At 47.5% G+C, this 18,245-nt stretch carries 13 protein-coding genes; 9 read left to right on the top strand and 4 right to left on the bottom strand.

Annotated features, from left to right (window positions below):
• Positions 1 to 567: 567 nt before the first annotated feature.
• Positions 568 to 1,953, top strand: coding sequence for a tyrosinase family protein (locus H6F56_RS14770; protein ID WP_190669443.1), 1,386 nt, complete (start codon positions 568 to 570; stop codon positions 1,951 to 1,953).
• A gap of 49 nt (positions 1,954 to 2,002) precedes the next feature.
• Here the strand turns inward: H6F56_RS14770 and topA are convergent, their stop codons facing one another.
• Together topA and H6F56_RS14760 are read right to left on the bottom strand one after the other, a co-directional pair.
• Positions 2,003 to 4,660: a type I DNA topoisomerase gene (gene topA / locus H6F56_RS14765; protein ID WP_190669441.1), complete on the bottom strand. Its 2,658-nt coding sequence runs from the start codon at positions 4,658 to 4,660 to the stop codon at positions 2,003 to 2,005.
• A 1,044-nt stretch (positions 4,661 to 5,704) separates the two neighbouring features.
• On the bottom strand, positions 5,705 to 7,648 hold the full coding sequence (locus H6F56_RS14760; RefSeq protein WP_190669439.1) for a protein phosphatase 2C domain-containing protein: 1,944 nt from the start codon (positions 7,646 to 7,648) through the stop codon (positions 5,705 to 5,707).
• Positions 7,649 to 7,944: 296 nt separating this feature from the next.
• Here H6F56_RS14760 and H6F56_RS14755 point away from each other — a divergent pair, with 296 nt between their 5' ends.
• On the top strand, positions 7,945 to 8,376 hold the full coding sequence (locus tag H6F56_RS14755; protein WP_190669900.1) for an NfeD family protein: 432 nt from the start codon (positions 7,945 to 7,947) through the stop codon (positions 8,374 to 8,376).
• Positions 8,377 to 8,508: 132 nt separating this feature from the next.
• Positions 8,509 to 9,471, top strand: coding sequence for an SPFH domain-containing protein (locus tag H6F56_RS14750; protein ID WP_190669437.1), 963 nt, complete (start codon positions 8,509 to 8,511; stop codon positions 9,469 to 9,471).
• A gap of 82 nt (positions 9,472 to 9,553) precedes the next feature.
• On the opposite strand, the gene H6F56_RS14745 is transcribed toward H6F56_RS14750, so the two are convergent.
• A complete protein-coding gene (locus H6F56_RS14745) occupies positions 9,554 to 9,958 on the bottom strand; it encodes a Fur family transcriptional regulator (RefSeq protein ID WP_190669435.1) in 405 nt (134 codons plus the stop codon).
• A gap of 197 nt (positions 9,959 to 10,155) precedes the next feature.
• On the opposite strand from H6F56_RS14745, the gene purS reads away from it, so the two are divergent.
• Together purS and purQ are read left to right on the top strand one after the other, a co-directional pair.
• The gene (gene purS, locus H6F56_RS14740; RefSeq protein WP_190669433.1) at positions 10,156 to 10,437 is read left to right on the top strand and encodes a phosphoribosylformylglycinamidine synthase subunit PurS; all 282 of its coding nucleotides are present in this window, start codon (positions 10,156 to 10,158) and stop codon (positions 10,435 to 10,437) included.
• Positions 10,438 to 10,522: 85 nt separating this feature from the next.
• Entirely contained in the window at positions 10,523 to 11,236 is a 714-nt protein-coding gene (gene purQ, locus H6F56_RS14735; RefSeq protein ID WP_190669431.1) for a phosphoribosylformylglycinamidine synthase subunit PurQ, read from the top strand.
• A 109-nt stretch (positions 11,237 to 11,345) separates the two neighbouring features.
• Here purQ and H6F56_RS14730 read toward each other — a convergent pair whose 3' ends face one another.
• The gene (locus H6F56_RS14730; protein ID WP_190669429.1) at positions 11,346 to 11,591 is read right to left on the bottom strand and encodes a hypothetical protein; all 246 of its coding nucleotides are present in this window, start codon (positions 11,589 to 11,591) and stop codon (positions 11,346 to 11,348) included.
• A 387-nt stretch (positions 11,592 to 11,978) separates the two neighbouring features.
• On the opposite strand from H6F56_RS14730, the gene H6F56_RS14725 reads away from it, so the two are divergent.
• From H6F56_RS14725 to H6F56_RS14710, 4 genes are all read left to right on the top strand, one after another.
• Positions 11,979 to 12,395 carry a response regulator gene (locus H6F56_RS14725; RefSeq protein WP_190669427.1) on the top strand — a complete coding sequence of 139 codons (417 nt, stop codon included), beginning with the start codon at positions 11,979 to 11,981 and terminating at the stop codon, positions 12,393 to 12,395.
• 386 nt (positions 12,396 to 12,781) lie between these two features.
• Positions 12,782 to 13,141 (top strand): response regulator transcription factor, encoded by a 360-nt coding sequence (locus H6F56_RS14720; RefSeq protein ID WP_190669425.1) that lies wholly within the window; start codon positions 12,782 to 12,784, stop codon positions 13,139 to 13,141.
• Between the two features lie 71 nt (positions 13,142 to 13,212).
• Positions 13,213 to 13,734 (top strand): chemotaxis protein CheW, encoded by a 522-nt coding sequence (locus tag H6F56_RS14715; RefSeq protein WP_190669423.1) that lies wholly within the window; start codon positions 13,213 to 13,215, stop codon positions 13,732 to 13,734.
• An 839-nt stretch (positions 13,735 to 14,573) separates the two neighbouring features.
• Complete coding sequence (locus tag H6F56_RS14710; protein WP_190669421.1) at positions 14,574 to 18,158, top strand: PAS domain S-box protein; 3,585 nt, start codon at positions 14,574 to 14,576, stop codon at positions 18,156 to 18,158.
• Positions 18,159 to 18,245: the final 87 nt, after the last annotated feature.

Below are 18,245 nucleotides of genomic sequence, written 5' to 3'. Positions count from 1 at the left end.
TGATTTGAGCATTCATGTACTCTTCAATAACTGCGCCATCTCGCCTCTACAGTGTCTTTCGGGCAGTTGAATCTACAGTTCGCTCGCTTCTATGCCGGCTCACGGCGGTACAAAAAATTATGTTTTGATGAGTCGGCAACGATCTGATGACCCTCCCCATCTGAGAGATTTTCTGAGGCTTTGTTTTACCCAAAAAAAACTGCCATTTTGGCAACAAAATAGCACCAAATAAGTTTATGATTAGTTGCATAGATAACATAAAAGGTCAAGCTCTTAGAGAGTCGGGGTTCGAGATTCTTTCCGCTCGTGAAAACTCGAAGAAAAGACTCATGTCAAGCTTGTCAATATAACCAACTAAAAATAGTTGCTAATCCTGTTGAGAAGAAATTTGTTGTAATTCTCAGCCGGCTCTGCTTTGCGTGAACTGAAGCCAAACTACTCGCATCACTGCACAAAGCAGGGTATTGGAACTTATCGCCTAGGCGCTAGCTAAGCAATCTTCGCATAGCGCCAATGGCATTTTAAATATGCCTATATTAATTTTGCGCTTTTTATTGGGGGAATCTTATGGATCTCAAACGTGCTTTCACCGGCATCGGCTTAATCGCCGGCACGATTGTCGCTTTCTGTGCGAATCCGGCTCAAGCCTATACTTTTTCTACAAGCAATGCGACAGCGGCGAGCGTTATAGATTTCACGCGTCTGGGCTACAGATATGACACCATGCCCAACTCTGGCAATACCAGTGGACCTTTGCAGGTTAGAAGAAATGCCGCGACGATGACCCGCACTGAGATAGATAGGTTCGTCAATGCCGTCGTCGCCTTAAAAACTCAAAGATTTGTCACCACCCCGAACGGCGTTCGTATTAGCGAGTATGACCAATTTGTGGCCACCCATTTAGCAACAATGGATATGACAGGCCGTCTCGCTCCAAATGGCACCACATTAGTGAATGGCGCTCATGGCAATGCAGCCTTTCTGCCGTGGCACCGGCAGTTTTTAGATGAATTTGAAAGAGCCTTACAAACAGTAGATTCCAGTGTGACACTTCCCTACTGGGATTGGACAAATCAAACCGCCACACGAAACATTATTTTTCAAAATAACTTTATGGGTCCCAATGGCGGGGCTGGGGGTGTCGGAGGCGGAACAGTTCAGTCTGGGCCTTTCTCCCGTGCCAATGGCTGGCTGTTAAGAAGAGACTTGAGCAATACTACAAACAGGGGCGCGTGGACAGGACTATCGACTGGCACCCCGCGAGAACTCACACGCAGTCTGCGCGATTGGACAACTTTGGGCACGCAAACTCAGGTAAATGGTGCACTTGCCCAGACTAGCTACAACGCTTTTCGATCCCGCATAGAAACCGGCACCGGGTTACATAACAGTATGCACAATTGGATTGGAGGTTCTATGAACCTTCAAAATTCTCCCAACGATCCGATGTTCTTCCTGGTTCATGCTAATGTGGATCGCCTTTGGGGACAATGGCAGCTAAACGGACGCTGGGGAAACAGTTTTTATCCCTCCAGCGGTCAGCCTTACGGACACAACCTGCTTGACCCGATGTTCCCCTGGAACACAGGAAACATTCCCATCGCCAATGATTTGAGAGATTTAATGCCCGGCTTGCCGGGAGTTACCGCAACGGCTACTCCTACAGATTCATCTCTGTTTATGATGGCCAGCGCTCCGTCCGATTTGTCAGACAACACAATCGAACACAGTCAGACAGGTTATATGTACAACCCTTGGGGCCACATGGCATATCACGGGGATGGGACAGAACCGTGTCCTGACGAGATCGCGATGCCCTGCGATATGCCTTGCCATCAATCAGAACACGTCCCTGAACCTTCTGTCGCGTTTGGGTTGCTAGCCTTTGGAGCCTTGGGTGCCGGCTCCCAGTTCAAGCGCAAACGTAAGGCATTGGTGAAGGCAAATAGCTAATAGCCAATCGCTCAGTGTGATCAACACTGAGCAATTAACCATTTGGCATCTAAGCCTTTTTACGAGTTGTTTTGCGGGTTGTTGACTTCTGACCGGCAGCCTTTGTTTTGGTCGCGCTACTTGATTTTGAGCCACTCGATTTAGACGAACTCTTGCCAGATGAAGCCTTGGCCGCCAACAGTTCCACCGCCTCTGCTAGCGTCAAATTATCAACAGATTGGTCTTCGGGTACAGAAGCATTGGTTTTCCCGTGCTTCACATACGGCCCATACGGCCCATCGTAGACGTTCACCGGCTCCCCATCCGCTGGGTGCTGGCCGAGTTCTCGCAAAGCTGCCTTAGTCTTGCTCCGGGTGCCGCGCCCGCCCTTCTTCGGCTCTAACAGTAGCTCCAATGCACGTTTAACTTCAATTGTCAAGACATCATCACCGGCTTTCAGGGAACGATAATCTTTCCCTTCCTTGCCTTGGTCATGTACCACATACGGGCCAAAACGCCCCAGACTTGCTTGGATTTTCCCGCCGGTTTCTGGATGGGTTCCCAAGGTGCGCGGCAGGGAAAGCAGCCCCACCGCCATTTCTAGTGTCACATCTTCAGGCTTCACGCCTTTAGGCAAAGAGGCGCGTTTAGGTTTCTTGTTTTCCTCAGAAACTTCACCCAGTTCGACATAAGGGCCGTAAGTGCCGATTTTGAGATAAATCAATTCACCTGTTAAGGGGTGCCGGCCTACTTCGTCCGGGCCTTCTGTTTTCTGGCGCAGCAGCCCCTCTACCTTCTCCGGATCTAAGTCTGCCGGTGTCAAATCTTTGGGGATTGAGGCAGTCACCGGCCCATTGCCATTTTCTACTTCAATGTAAGGGCCAAAACGCCCGATCCGAACTTTAGCCGCTAAGTTCTCCAGTTCCACCGTCCGCGCTTCACTAGGGTCGATCTGGTTTTCCCGTTCTTTGACTTGGGTTTCTAAACCTTTTTGGCCCAGGAAGAATTCGTGCAAGTAGGGCAGCCATTTCGCTTCGCCGGTGGATATGTCATCCAAGGTTTGTTCCATGCGGGAGGTAAAGCGGGTGTCTACCAATTCGGGAAAGTGTTTTTCCAGCAAGCTGGTGACTGCAAACGCTGTGAAGGTAGGAATGAGGGCGTTGCTGACGAGTTGGGAATAGCCGCGATCAATAATGGTGCCAATAATGCTGGCGTAGGTGCTGGGACGCCCGATGCCTTCACTTTCCAGGGTTTTTACCAAAGAAGCTTCCGTGAAACGTGCCGGCGGCTGGGTTTCGTGACCGATTGCTTCAAGATCGCGGCATTTGGGGCGATCTCCAACTTTGAGGGCCGGCAGAATCACTTCTTGATCTTCAATAGCGGCGTCGGGATCGTCGGAACCTTCCACATAAGCCCGTAAGAAACCGGGGAAGTCGATGCGCTTGCCACTAGAACGAAAGCCGGCATCTTCGACTTGCATTTCTACGGTGATATGAGTTTGGCGCGAGTCTGCCATTTGGGAGGCGACGGTGCGTTTCCAAATCAGATCATACAGTTGCAGTTCTCGACCGGCTAAGCCAGTTTGTTGCGGGGTACGGAAACTGCTGCCGGCAGGACGAATGGCTTCGTGTGCTTCTTGTGCACCTTTGCTTTTCGTCGTATATTGCCGGGGTTGCGGACTGAGATACTGCTTCCCATACATTTGCTCGACGCAACTACGTGCCGCCGTGATTGCCTGGTCGGATAAATGCACCGAGTCGGTTCGCATATAGGTAATATACCCTTGCTCGTACAGACTTTGAGCGGTTCGCATCGTATCACGGGCAGACATCCGCAGTTTGCGGTTCGCTTCTTGTTGCAGGGTTGATGTGGTAAACGGAGGGGCCGGCTTGCGGGTAACGGGGCGTTCTTCTAAGTTAGAAACTGTCCAGGTTTTGCCGAATAATCTATCCTGTAATGCTCTCGCCTCAGCTTCGTTGAGCAAAACCACCCGCCGACCGGCAATAATTTGACCTGTGGCTTCATCGAAATCGCTGCCGGTGGCTAACTTCGTGCCGGCTAACATGACCAGTTTGGCATCAAAAGGCGTTTTTTCGTGGGTCAGAGTCGCTTTGAGATCCCAGTAGCTACCTTGGCGGAAGGCGCGACGCTGACGTTCCCGCTGCACCAAAAGCCGCACAGCAACCGACTGAACTCGCCCTGCTGACAAACCTGAGGCAATTTTTTTCCACAGTAAGGGAGAAAGGGTGTATCCCACAAGCCGGTCTAAAATTCGCCGCGTTTCTTGGGCGCGTACCAACTGCTCATCAATGTTGCGGCAGTTTTTCAAGGCTTCGCGGATCGCCTCTTGTGTGATTTCGTGAAATACCATCCGCTTTGTGGGCACTTTTGGTTTTAGCAATTGCAGCAAATGCCAGCTAATGCTTTCCCCTTCCCGGTCTTCGTCTGTGGCCAAAATCAGTTCATCCGCATCTTTCAGTGCATCTTTGAGCTGCTTGACTATTTTCTTTTTGTCTTTGGGGACAACGTACAAGGGTTCAAAGTCGGACTCCACATTCACCCCAAGCTGCGCCCATTTTTCTCCCTTGACAGCTTCGGGAATTTCTTCGGCAGACGACGGGAGATCGCGCACATGACCCATTGACGCTTCCACGCGATAGGTGGAAGGCAGGTAATTACGGATGGTGCGTGCTTTTGTGGGAGATTCGACGATAACTAGGGTTGACATGGCACCTTCTTTGGATAGCAGCTTGGCTAGAGAGTCAACTTGAGAGATTTTGGGCGAAATGTCAAGGGTGACTTTTTAAATATTAGGACTTCTGGGCCGGCTGTGAGGGCGCAAGTGCCCTGGCCGTGCCCTTAGGTTCTGGGGGATTATTAAATGACCTTATTCTCTTTATATCCAATATGGATGACTAAATAAGTGTTGCCGACACAAGGGTTTCTCATTTTAGGGGGTTTCTTCAAATACACATAATTTACTTAAAAAGTCAAGCTTTTTTGGTATGTAGTGAGGTTTTTTTGGGTGCGAGGCCGGCTGTGGTGGTACATTTGCATCAGAGTGCAAGGTTCCTGGGTTATGAGCCGGCAATGTTGGGTTATTCACACTTTGTATGACAGAATTTCTCTATTAGTGATGATGGCGAGGCTGTAACTATAGATTTACAAGCTGTTCCGTATTTAAGTAAATTTTAATAAAATAAAAACGTCCTACATTCGTAAAAATATTTGTAGTGGGAGTATCTTGCTCCCTGATGTGACAAAAATATTAGAGCATCTTACTGGTACAGATGGCAGCAAACGGGCAAGATGTTTGTGCTGACGCACACGCTATGCGAACGCACTGCAAATTGAAAGAAATGAGATGCTTTAAACGCATTTAAGCTATTTACAAATTAAGAAAGTTGAAAAATAAAAAAGGATATTTTTAGATGAAATAAATATATAGCAAGGCTAAAGTATTCGTGAGATTTTCTGAGTTCGTTTGCCTACGCTTTAGGTCGCTTTTAAGGTGTTCGCAATACAATTTTTGACAATTCAAATAGGATTGCTATAGATAAGCAGTTAATTTATTTTAAATAAAATATTAATTTTCTAGCGTTTCTAAGTGCTTTATATTTTTTTTTTAGTTGAGATGTTTAAAGCGACCTCTTTAGAAGGCAAATCACAGTTTATATTTCAATTGTAAACGCTATCTGTGTCTATATCTGCCGGCACGATATTTAATTATTTGTGGTTTTTTAAACAAAAATCTCAACAGCCCCAAGAAAGTTTATTGAGATTGCGCCGGAGGGAAAAGTCCATCGCGCAGCCGATCAAAACCCGGACGATCAAGTTGCGACCAAGCAAACAACCCCACAACTCCGATTCCCAATAATACGCCTAACAGCACTACAACACTCACCAAACTTTTTTGACGCTTCGGGGGTTGTGCTTGAACTGACACAGTTTGCTCACCGGCTGCCGGTTCATCATAAAGAAGCGCTTTAGAAGCCTCTGAAAGTTCAGACTCCACCGGCTTGTTTAAAGTCGGGATTTGCACCGTCTCAAAAAGTACCAACGGTTCAGGAGAGAACCGGCAGTGAGCCAGAACCACCGATGTATTATCATGACCATTCTTATCATTCGCCAGATCAATCAAAGCCTGGACTGCCGCCTCAAGAGGCATTTCACCCTTAAGCACTGCCGGCGCGTAATTCGCCCAAGCTAGCTCCACCCAGTCATTATCACTCAAGCCATCCGAACAAAGCAGCAGCAAGCCATCTTCTTCAACAATAAACCGCCGGATGTTCGGACGCAGAAACTCAGCATCCCGCGTTCCCAGCGCTTGAGTCAGCGCACCGGCATCCGATCGCTCTAGCGCCTCCCGATACAGACAACGTCCCAAGCGAACTTCCCGAACCGATACATCATCATCTACAGTCAGTCGCTGACAATAATCGCCGGTGATCCAATAGGCGCGGCTATCTCCCACATGAGCAATATAAAGCTCATGAGCATTGCCAAACTCTACCCCACTTGCTGCCCTGATTTTTTGAGGTAGCTGCAAAGCCATTACCAGCGTTGTTCCCATGCGCTGCCGAGATGAGCGACCCTGAGCGTCATTCTGAGCGGCAATCGTATTATTGATCACCCGAATGCTTTCTTCGAGTTGCTGCATCACCACATCGGGAGACGTGATATCTGCTGCTTCAGCCGTATCTGCAAGTAAAGTCTGTACTAGCGCTTTCAGGGAATGTACCGCCAACTGGCTGGCAACTTCTCCCCCTTCATGACCCCCAACTCCATCACAAACCACGAAAAAATGAGGAATTAACTGGTTATTGGAGGAAATGTTTCGTGCTTTTACATCTGCTGTTGTGGGATAGCAGGTATCTTCATTGTGTTCACGGATGGGGCCGGTATCTGTAGCGCCGGCAACCCGCACACGTAAGGGTAACTCTGCTGCTTGTTCTAGCAATAGCTGATTAAGTTGGGCTAAGATATCTTCCAGCGTGGCCTGACCGCGCCGCAGCATCTCGCAAATCTCTTTAAGTTGGTCTGCAACTTGCGGCTGTGCTCCAGAAATCCAACTCAACCAATAGTATCCCAAATCTTTTAAGCGCATCTTAGACAGCGACTTCGTTTTGCCGGTGCCGGTGTCATCGAGATAAAGTTCCTGCAGCCACACCCGCCAACCTTCAACCCGAATGTTATCTGTAGCCAGCAGACTCGCTGCCACCCCCTGTTCTGATAGAGGCGTCCAAAGTTGCAGAATTTGCCACAGCCAGTAAACCTGGCGCACCGCCGATGCAGCCGGCCACGCTTCTACCACAGAAGGATACAAGTTTCCCACTGGATCAACCGGCACATTTTCCAGCAAGAGAATCTGAGTTGCCTCTGATCCCTCCCCAACTTCGGCAAACCCGTACACCTCCGGAACATGGAGCCGGTGAGGATATAAATGCAGGTAAGGGAGAATTGCCGCCGGCAAATCTTGGGGAACATCGGGTGAGGCTGCCGGCTGAGTGTCCAGCCAGATTTGCGGTGCAACCACCGAGTAGCGGTTGTGAATGACTTGGCCGGTGGCAATCTGCGCTGCTTCTGGGCCAACAGCCCAAAGATAGCGATATACCAGAGGCGTTTGGCAACTCGCACAGACTTGACCCCCAAGGGAATTGTGGGGATTCGCGCAAGCGGGATTAATACAGTAAATGGCCGGCTCTGAACTGCTCATGCGTCCCAGAAGTTTCTACAGAAACACTTTTAAGTTAAGTTGATCAAGATAGCGAATCACTGAAAGCTAGCATAGACTGAAAAAGCTACCTCTAAATTTTCAATCACCTAGCTTAATTAAAAATTGCCGGCATTAATGGGCGAGCGATAACCCTTGGCCATTGCAATCAAGCCGGCCCCGTCAAATCAGCCTTGATCATTACCCACTGTGGGGAGGCCGGTCTGTCAATGGGTTTGAGTGTGATTTGGTTAATTCCACAGGTGGCAGCAACAGCATCACCTCCAGCGGTTTTATCTATGTTATTGACCTCAACAATACTCTGGTTAGTGGCAGGGGCGGTTCTTTGCTTGATGGAGCTATTTTTGCCCACCGCCTTTGTGGAATTTACAATGGGACTGAGCGCCTTTGCCGTCGCGCTTGTCTCCTTGACTGGGTTGAATATGAGCTTGCAGATCGGGCTATGGATGGTACTTTCTCTGGTTCTAACTGTTCTGTCCAGACGGCTGCTGCCCAACCGCAAGGTGCCGACGATTGAGGATGCGAAGGAAGCGGAAACTCTGACAGAGATTTTACCTGGACAGGCCGGTCGAGTGATTTATGAAGGAAATTCTTGGCGTGCCCGGTGTGAGGATTACCAGATGGCAATTGCGCCGAACCAAAAAGTTCTGGTAGTCAGGCGTGAAGGCAACACCCTGATTGTAGTGCCAGAACATCTGCTGCATTCCTAAATCACACTCATTCAAGTTGTATCTACTGCTATGGGAATTTTTCGGTCAGGAAACCCGCTAACTGTGATGCGACATAACCTCCTAAATTCCTAGGCGTAACCTGTTTCAAAATTCAAATGCAAGAGGTTCAAAATGGAACAGCTATTTCTTATGGTATTTTTGGCTCTCGGTGGTTCTGCACTTGCCGGCTCGGTCAAAATTATCAATCAAGGTAATGCAGCCTTGGTAGAAACCTTGGGTAAATATAACGGTAAAAAACTGGAACCCGGTCTTAATTTTATTACTCCATTTTTGGATCGGATCGTTTACCAGCAAACAATTCGAGAAAAAGTCTTAGACATCCCACCGCAACAGTGTATTACCCGTGACAACGTTTCCATCACGGTTGATGCAGTCGTTTACTGGCGGATCATGGATTTGGAGAAAGCCTACTACAAAGTGGAAAATCTTCAGTCAGCAATGGTGAATTTGGTATTGACTCAAATTCGTGCAGAGATGGGGCAACTCGAACTCGATCAAACTTTTACCGCCCGTTCGCAAATCAATGAATTGTTGCTGCGGGATTTAGATATTGCCACTGATCCTTGGGGAGTGAAGGTGACGCGGGTAGAACTGCGCGATATTATCCCTTCCAAAACCGTGCAGGAATCGATGGAATTGCAAATGTCAGCAGATCGACGCAAACGGGCGGCAATTCTGACGTCTGAAGGAGAGCGAGAATCTGCGGTAAACAGCGCTAGAGGTAAGGCGGAGGCGCTAGAACTCGACGCACAAGCCCGCAAAAAGGCGGCGGTTCTCGATGCAGAAGCTCAGCAGCAGGCGATTATACTCAAAGCCCAAGCAGAACGCCAGCAGCAAGTGCTGAAGGCGCAAGCCACATCTGAGGCGCTGCAAATTATTGCTAAAACCCTTAAAAATGACCCCACGACTGATGAAGCGCTGCAATTCTTACTCGCTCAGAATTATATAGATATGGGGGTTAAGATTGGCAGCAGCAACAGCAGCAAGGTGATGTTTATGGACCCGCGCAGTATCCCAGCAACGTTTGAAGGGATTCGCTCGATCATGGGAGAGCAAGTAGAAACGAGGGATTAGGGGCATGGGGAATAAATAATAGAGAATGCCCAACGATTCTTCCCCTTTTCCCTAGTTCCCTTTTTCCTTAGCCCCTAGTCCCTCAAAATTCTGAAGCGGTGGCTTGAACCGGCTGACATTGATCGCACAGCCCAAAAAATTCTAAGGTATGGTAAAAAACTTTGAACTGGTGGGACTGTTGCAGCTGGGTTTCGAGCTGATGAACGGGGCATTCGTCAATCGGAATGGATGTCCCGCACTGCAAACAGGTGAGGTGGTGTTGATCTTGCTGCATGCAGCCGTAGAGGGATTCGCCGTTGGCTAAGGTTCGCACCTGAACAACCCCTTCAAGTTTTAAGGATTCTAAGGCACGATAAACGGTGGCTAGCCCCACGCCTTGGCTGCGGTTGCGTAGCTCTACATAAATATCTTGAGCTGAAACAGCTTGTTTTAAGCTCTTGAGCAGGTTCAGAATGCGTTCCTGACTGCGGGTGCGAGGGGCTTTCATGATAATGGGTGCTTTATCTGTTCTGGTCAAATGTGTGGCTTTTTCTAGGCTAACTCAGGGGGTTGACAAGTATGGCTGGGTTTGGTAAATTCGCCCCGGCCAACACCCACAAAAAAATTGATAAAACTGAACGGCTCTCGGTTTTAAAATAGGGAAATGGTGACATCGGCTTTGTCTATAAAATTTAGGGCTTTATTGTGACTCAAACCTATCACGCTCAAATCTATGTTACTCTTCGCCCTTCGGTCTTAGACCCGGCTGGTGTGGCTGTGCAGTCTGGCTTAAAGCATTTAGGATATGACAATGTGGGGCGAGTCCGCATTGGTAAGTATGTTGAGCTGACGCTCTCGTGTGCCGACGAGGATGAGGCACGCCAGCAGTTGGAGCAAATTTGCGATCAGTTATTAGCCAATCCGGTGATTGAAAATTATCGGTTTGAGTTAACTGAGAGCGAGGTGCCGGCGGAAACGAGTGTTTAAGTTTCTGGTTTTCACAGTGAGGGGCATTTCTCGCTCACGCCTTCAGGAATAGGGAAAGTCAGGTAATCATTAGCCGGATTAGGTTATGAAATTTGGGGTTGTTGTTTTTCCGGGTTCAAATTGTGATCGCGATGTGGTTTGGGTGACTCAAGGCATTCTTGGGCAACCGACGCGCACGATCTGGCATGAAGAGACGGATCTTTCTGATATCGATGTGGTGGTGATTCCTGGCGGCTTCAGCTACGGGGATTATTTGCGGTGTGGGGCAATCGCTCGCTTTTCGCCGGTGATGCGGGAGGTTGTGAAACACGCATCTGAGGGTAAGTTTGTCCTGGGAATTTGCAATGGTTTCCAAGTGCTGACGGAGGCAGGACTTTTGCCAGGGGCGCTGACTCGGAATCAGGATTTGCATTTTATTTGTGATCGGGTGCCGGTTAAGGTAGAGCGCACCGGCACCCCTTGGACATCTGCTTATGCGGTGGGTGAGGTGATTGAGTTGCCGATCGCTCACGGTGAGGGCCGGTATTATGCTGATGCGGACACCCTGGCTCAGTTGGAGGATAATGGCCAAATCTTGTTCCGTTATTGCACGGCAGGCGGTGAGGTGAGCAAGGCCGGCAATAGCAATGGTTCTTTAAATAATATTGCGGGGATTTGCAATCATAAGGGAAATGTGCTCGGAATGATGCCCCATCCAGAGCGGGCATCTGATCCAATGGTGGGAGGCACAGATGGGGTGGCGCTGTTTGAGGGTTTGTTGGCCTCGGCGGTGCGTTTGCGGGTGGCCTCTCGGTCATAGTCTATCCTCGCTTAGTCGCGCTAAAGGGATTTTTATCCCTCAATTGATCCCAGCGTTGAAACGCCCAAGTTCGCGAAGAGAAGGCTGTTAGGCAGCCTTATTCCCCATTCTATTTTTGCTTTACCACTGACAAGACTGACGGTAGTGCTACAGATAATTCTGTGAGCCGACTAATTTCAGGATGAGCTTGCAAGATATTAAGCGCCCGATCTGCGCTAACTTGCCGGCGAGAGAAAAGGGTGTCAACATTTCCTGTGAACGTCTTTTGGGAGGCGGGCTTGGAGTAATGTTGACATCCTTTGCTGGTGTTTTCGGGTTTGCAGGTTTTAGGGGAAGCGTACAAAAAGCAGCTCATTACTTTTGAGGGGAGGATTGACCTCAACTGTGTTGCAAACCTCTACAAATATGAGAAATATCCTAAAAACAGAAGGATAGAAAACTTAATCGTTAAAATGAGTAGTGGGTTGTTGTGTTAGGGGCTGCCGGCTCAAGGCACGAGCGCTCTGATGCCTTTAATAGTGACAAACCATTAAGTAATAGTGACCTTAACCAAAAATTGGGCACTATAAAAATGTCTACAGCAGAGGGTGAGGAAAATAGACTCGGATATTAACAGATGAGGCAATCGCTTGCGGTATAGCGCTTAAACCTAAATAAGAAGCCGGCGAATACAGCAGCCTCAATCGTTTACCCGAACCGTCTCAGGTAGGTTCCCATAGATCCACACTCAGGAGAGAAATGTATGCCGTCTACAAGTAGGAACTCGAAACCAACCATTATGGCTGTGGATGATAGTGCGGTGATGCACAATCTAGTCAAACGTGCGTTGGAAGAGGATTATCGGGTTTTAGTGGCAGATAATGCAGTGGATGCGCTGTCTTTGATTTACCACGAGCCAATATCAGTTTTGTTGCTGGATGTTTCCATGCCGGGGATTGATGGTTTGGAACTTTGTCGCACAGTGCGGAATTTACCTCAATTTCACAAGTTGCCGATCATTATGTTGACTGCACGAGATGGAATGTTTGACAAAGTACAAGGACGTCTTGCCGGCGCGACAGAGTATTTAACTAAGCCCTTTGACGCAGAGCAACTGTGTCAAGTGGTTAAAAAATTTACGGAAGCTTTGGTGCCGCCTGATGTGAAACCAACTTTCTAAAATACACTTCATGTCTAATTCAAGCGACTTTGAATCGCTTCGAGCTTGCTCTAAGTAGGAAAACGCTAGTGAGCTGGTTCTGTGTTCGCTTTGCCAGCACATATTTTTTATAAACAAGTGCATTTATAAGTTTAATATAAATATTTTCTGGGTAGGTTTCATTTGATTGTAAAATAAAAAAGCAACTTTTCAATGTTTGCTCACAATTAACCTTTTGATTTTGACAAATTTGCGCGAGAGCGGAAGGTTAAAAATCAAAAAAATATTGAAATGAACTTCATAAAATTGCAGATAGTAATTTTTCTAAACGCAGAAGTTATCTAAAAATAACTCTTTTCTGGTTGTAGAAACTTTGTAACCGAGAGTAGGTAAATAAGGAGCGAACCATGTTAAAAGTTTTAGTCGTAGACGATGTTCCAAGTGAATTGGAGCTAATTTGCCGTATTTTACAAGAAGCGGGAATGAGTGTTATTCGTGCCGGTGATGGAGCGGAAGCGATTGCTAGTATCCGAAAAACTCCACCGGATTTGGTAATTTTAGACGTTGTGATGCCTCGGATGAATGGATTTGAAGTAATCCGAGAGCTGCGAGAAAATGAAGCAACGAAAAATTTGCCGGTGGTGTTTTGCACTCAAAAAAACACTGAGCTTGACCAAACTTGGGGGACGGATCTGGGAGCGGATGCCTATCTCGGTAAACCCTTTGACCCCCAACAATTGCTTAACATTGTGCGGCGTCTGGCGTGAGAAGAGCGAAAGATGGGAAACCCAAAACCAAGCAATCAGAAAAAATTTAAAGCGGCAAATTTAAAAGCGGTATGAATGTATCTGTTTCTGCCGGCTCTTATCCAAACGGATCTGCAGGTTTTCACCACACTGCCCCTACACAGCAGTTCCTGCTTTTTGGGCAAGAAGGAAGTCTTTTCGCTGTTGAGCTAATCACCGTTCGAGAAGTGCTTTGCCTGAATGATCAGTCGATTTCACCGATTCCTAACGCCCTCCCCTTTGTCTTAGGATTAACCAACTTGCGGGGTGAAATCTTGGCAGTGGGAGATTTTGGTCGCCTGATAGGAGCCGAACCTGTGGACACCCAACATTCTCATAGCCGAATCTTAGTCATAGAAGCCCCAGAACCTCAAGATGTAAGCTTAAGAGTGATGCGGATGGGATTAGCCGTTTCTCAGGTAGAAGGGGTGTTGTCGCTGAATACAGAGGAAATTGTTTCAGCAGTAGAAGTGAGCGAAGAACTCGCTCCGCTGCTTAAAGGTCTTTATGACTCTGAGGGACGGTTAGTGATGATTTTGGATGTTGAAGCGATCGCACAATCTGATCGCTGGTAAGCTGTCGTGCTTCATCTTTAAAAGTTGCTGATGAATTTGCCAATAATAGGTGCATCTGGCATTTTCCAAAATATTAGAGTGGCAGCAAGATGCTCCCACAGATGACGATAAGCGGGCAAGATGCCGGCATGACAACTTTACAAAAAGGGGATGTTCCCGCCAATAATTTTGAGAAAATTAAGAGTGGGTAGCGGCTAAGTTTACGATTTTATGCTGTAGCGTCACTCAATAAAAACCATTTCTTTTTTAGCCATCATTTCAATAAAAATCAAATGTTAATAGACAGAAATGCCAAAATATAAACTAAATAAAATTGAATTTATTGTGACTTCATTAAAAATATTAAAGTCAGTTATGAGAGTTTTTAATAGCGATCAAGCTCTGCCTTATTGCTTCGCAGAAAAGCTGGCTTTGAATCAAGTGTTAGGAGTCGCTATGAGCCGGCATCAATATCCCCTCCCTTGCATAGCTTAATCAAGGAGGCGAGCTAGCGGGTACAATATCATTACAAAATTAAAAAATTATTTTTAAAAAAAGTGGATAATTTATTGTTTTTGTGTTAAAAAACAGCCAATATAACGTGAACGGTGTGAAGTCTAGGCTAGAGCGCTAAGGCGGTGTAAGTCAGGGTGGATTCCTCGCAACAACCTCTTTACCTTAAAAAGTTAAAGGGGAAGCGTTAGATAACTTAGTGTTCTCTAACCTAAACATTTTGTAACTAAGTTATCAGTTAAAACATTTGGCAATTTAGATAAGTTTACAAAATCTTCAGTTTCTAAGATTTTATGCCGGCAAAGCGTTAAAAACTCTAAAGAAACACTCATTAAGGAGGCGAGAAAATGGAACAGATATATCCGCAAAGTCAGGAAACACAGACCCAAAACCTTATTCCTTCACTGCAAGCCTTTTCTCGAAAAGCCAGTGTTGCTGTTATTGTCATTGGCAGTATGGTCATTGTGGGTTGGATGTTAAACATCCCCACCCTCAAAACTGTAGTGCCTGGGTTAGTCACGATGAAAGCAAACGCAGCAGCGTGCTTTATTTTGAGTGGCACAGCGTTGTGGCTATGGCACCGGCATCCAACCGACCAGTCTAAGCGTCTGTGGGGGCAAATTTTAGCCGGCACTGTTCTCGGCATCGGTTTGCTAACCTTGCTCCAGTATGGCTTGGGGCGAAACTTTGGCATTGACGAACTTCTATTTAAGGCTTCAACCGACACCTTTGGCACCTCTGCCCCAGGCCGAATGGCACCGAATACAGCCTTCAATTTTGTCATCTTGGGAGGGGCGTTGCTGCTATTGGTCGGACCCTATGCCTACTACCAGTCCATGCAAATTCTAAGCCTGATCGGCTTGTTGGTGGCATTGTTGGGGTTGTTGGGTTACGTTTATCACGTCAAAACCCTGTATGGCGTTGGTTCCTATACCCAAATGGCCTTGCACGCCGCTGTAGGCTTTATCTTGCTGAGCTTAGGCATCCTATTTGCCCGTCCAGATCGGGGATTAATGGTCGTTGGCACCGCGAATAATGCCGGCGGATTGATGGCGCGGCAACTGTCGCCGGCAGTGATTGCAGTTCCACCGATTTTGGGTTGGATGATTTTAAGTGGCTATCGCGCCAAGTCTTACGACACCGAAGTATCTATCTCCTTGCTGGCGATCCTGAATCTCGTCGTTTTTGCCGGCCTGATTTGGTGGAATGCCAGATCCTTGGGATTTCTGGATAATCAACGCCAGCAGGCTGAAGCGGATCTACGCAAGCTCAATGAGGAACTCGAAGCGCGTATCAGCGAACGAAGCAATGAATTAAACCGTTCTACCGAAGAACGCGACCGCTTCTTTACCCTTTCCCTAGATTTGCTGTGCATCGCCGGCTTTGATGGCAACTTCAAGCGGCTTAACCCCAGTTGGACAAAGACATTGGGTTATACCACAGAGGAACTGATAGACCGACCTTTTCTAGAGTTTGTCCATCCTGATGACCATGCAGCAACCGTTGCTGAAGCTGAAAAATTATCTGCCAGTAGTAACAGCCTATCTTTTCAAAATCGCTACCGTTGCAAAGATGGCTCCTATCGATGGTTGTCTTGGACGACAGGTGCTTCTGTCGAACATCAATTGCTGTATGCTATTGCCCGCGATATTACCGACAGCAAACAGGCAGAAGACGCCCTGCGTCAGAAGGAAGAACGCTATCGCTCTTTAATCGCCGCAACCTCTCAAATCGTTTGGTCTACCAGTGCCGAAGGTGAATTTATCACAGAGCAGACTGAGTGGACTGCTTTCACCGGCCAAACTTATAACGAACAGAAAGGATGGGGGTGGCTGAGCGCTATTCACCCTGATGATCGTCCCCACACATCACAAGAGTGGTCTGCTGCCTTGACTAAACGCAGCGTTTATGAAGTAGAGCAGCGGGTGCGCCGGCACGACGGTCTATACAGATATATGAGCGTTCGGGCTGTGCCAATCCTAGAGCATGACGGCAGAGTTCGAGAGTGGGTTGGTGTCCACGATGACATCACCGAACGCAAACAAGCAGAAACCGAATTGCAGCAAACAGCCGCTGAATTAGCGCGTTCCGAGACGGATCTGCGGCAGCAAACTCAAATCTTGCAGTCTGTCCTCAACAGCATGGGGGATGGCGTTTTGGTTGCTGATCAAAATGGCAAGTTTTTGGTATTCAACCCCGCCGCAGAAAAGATTTTGGGGGGCAGCATGGCCGATGATATTACCCCGAACCAATGGTCAGAGCAATATGGTGTGTATTTAGCCGATGGAGTTACGCGTTACCCAGATGCTGATTTACCCCTAGCAAGAGCGATCCGGGGAGAAGTTGTTGACAATTGCGAAGTGTTTATCCGTCATGCCGGTGCGCCAGAAGGTCTTTGGGCGAGAGTCAACGGCAGCCCCCTCAAAGATGAAACAGGTGTGGCGAAAGGTGGCGTTGTTGTTTTCTATGATATAACGTCGGCCAAGAAGGCCCAAGAACGCCTGCAACAGTTGGCTGGCGAGCAGGAACGATTGTTGCAAGAGCTGAAAAACCGCCAAAATGCCCTGGATGAGGCAGCCATTGTCAGTGAAACCGATGCAAAAGGAACGATTACATTTGCCAATGACAAGTTTTGTGAAATTTCTGGATACAATCGGGAAGAACTGATTGGGCAAAACCATCGAATTCTTAACTCTGGCTATCACTCCATCGCGTTTTTTAAAGAGATGTGGACGACGATCTCTCGTGGCAGAGTTTGGAAAGCAGAAATCAAAAATAAGCGCAAAGATGGCTCAGTGTACTGGGTAGATACGACAATTGCGCCGATCTTTGATCCCTTCGGCAAGATCGTTAGATATATTAGCATTCGTTTCGATATTACCGAGCGTCAATTCGCTGAGGAACAACTAGAAAAACTCGCTACAGAGCGCAAAGCCGAAGCCGATTCTCTCACACAACAAGCGCTAAAACTGTTAAATGAAGTGAAAGGAGCTGCTAAAGGAGATTTAACGGTCAGAGCTGAAGTGAATAATGATAGCTTGGGAGCGATTGCGGATTCTTTTAATTTTCTGATCAGTTCTCTGAGAAAAGTTGTTATCGGCATTCAAGATGTGGCAAATCAAGTTCGTTCTGCTACGAGTGAATCGATTAGCAACACGGATGAATTAGCCACGCAAGCTCGGATGCAGGCGCAGCAAATTGAGGGAGCACTCAAACAAATTGAACGCATGGTGAACTCGATTAAAGATGTTTGTGATGTTTCCAACCGCACGGAACAAGTTGCCCAGCAGGCATCAGAAACAGCCGGTGCCGGCGGCGTTGCGGTTGATCGGGCGGTTGAAGGAATTAATACCCTCCGCCAAACTATCGCCCAAACTTCTAAAATGATGAAACGCTTGGGCGAATCTTCACAACAAATCGGGAAAATTGTTACCTCTATTTCCCAAATTGCCGCCCAAACGAACCTACTGGCTTTGAATGCAACCATTGAAGCCGCACGTGCCGGCGAACAGGGACAAGGTTTCGCCGTTGTTGCTGAAGAAGTAAGAAAACTTGCCGAACGTTCTGGCAGTGCCACTGAAGAAATTTCCGAGATCGTTGAGCAGATTCGCAGTGAAATTGGACGGGTGATGCAGGCGATGGAAGCCGGCACTCAAGAAGTCGTTGCCGGCACGCAATTAGCAACAGAAGCTAAAACTTATTTAATTGCCATCATCGAAGTGAGCCGGCAAATTAACGCCCTTGTGCAAAACATCACCCGCGCTGCTACCAAGCAAGTCACTTTTGCAGAAGAAATTGCCGGCAGTATGCAGCAAGTCAACATTATTTCCTCCACGACTGCAGCAAAATCGATGGAAGTTCGCACTTCCCTGGATGGCTTAGCCGTTACCGTTACTAAACTCCAAAGTTCTGTGGCAAATTTTCGCAGTTAGTGATTAAACTGATGGCAAAATCGCTAATATTTTTGCAATCAGTTAGCCCTCGCAATTACAAGACAAAAGACAAATGACAAATAAAAT

The sequence above is a fragment of the Microcoleus sp. FACHB-672 genome, assembly GCF_014695725.1.
Lineage (GTDB): Bacteria > Cyanobacteriota > Cyanobacteriia > Cyanobacteriales > Oscillatoriaceae > FACHB-68.
This window is presented reverse-complemented; position numbering and strand designations above follow the sequence as displayed.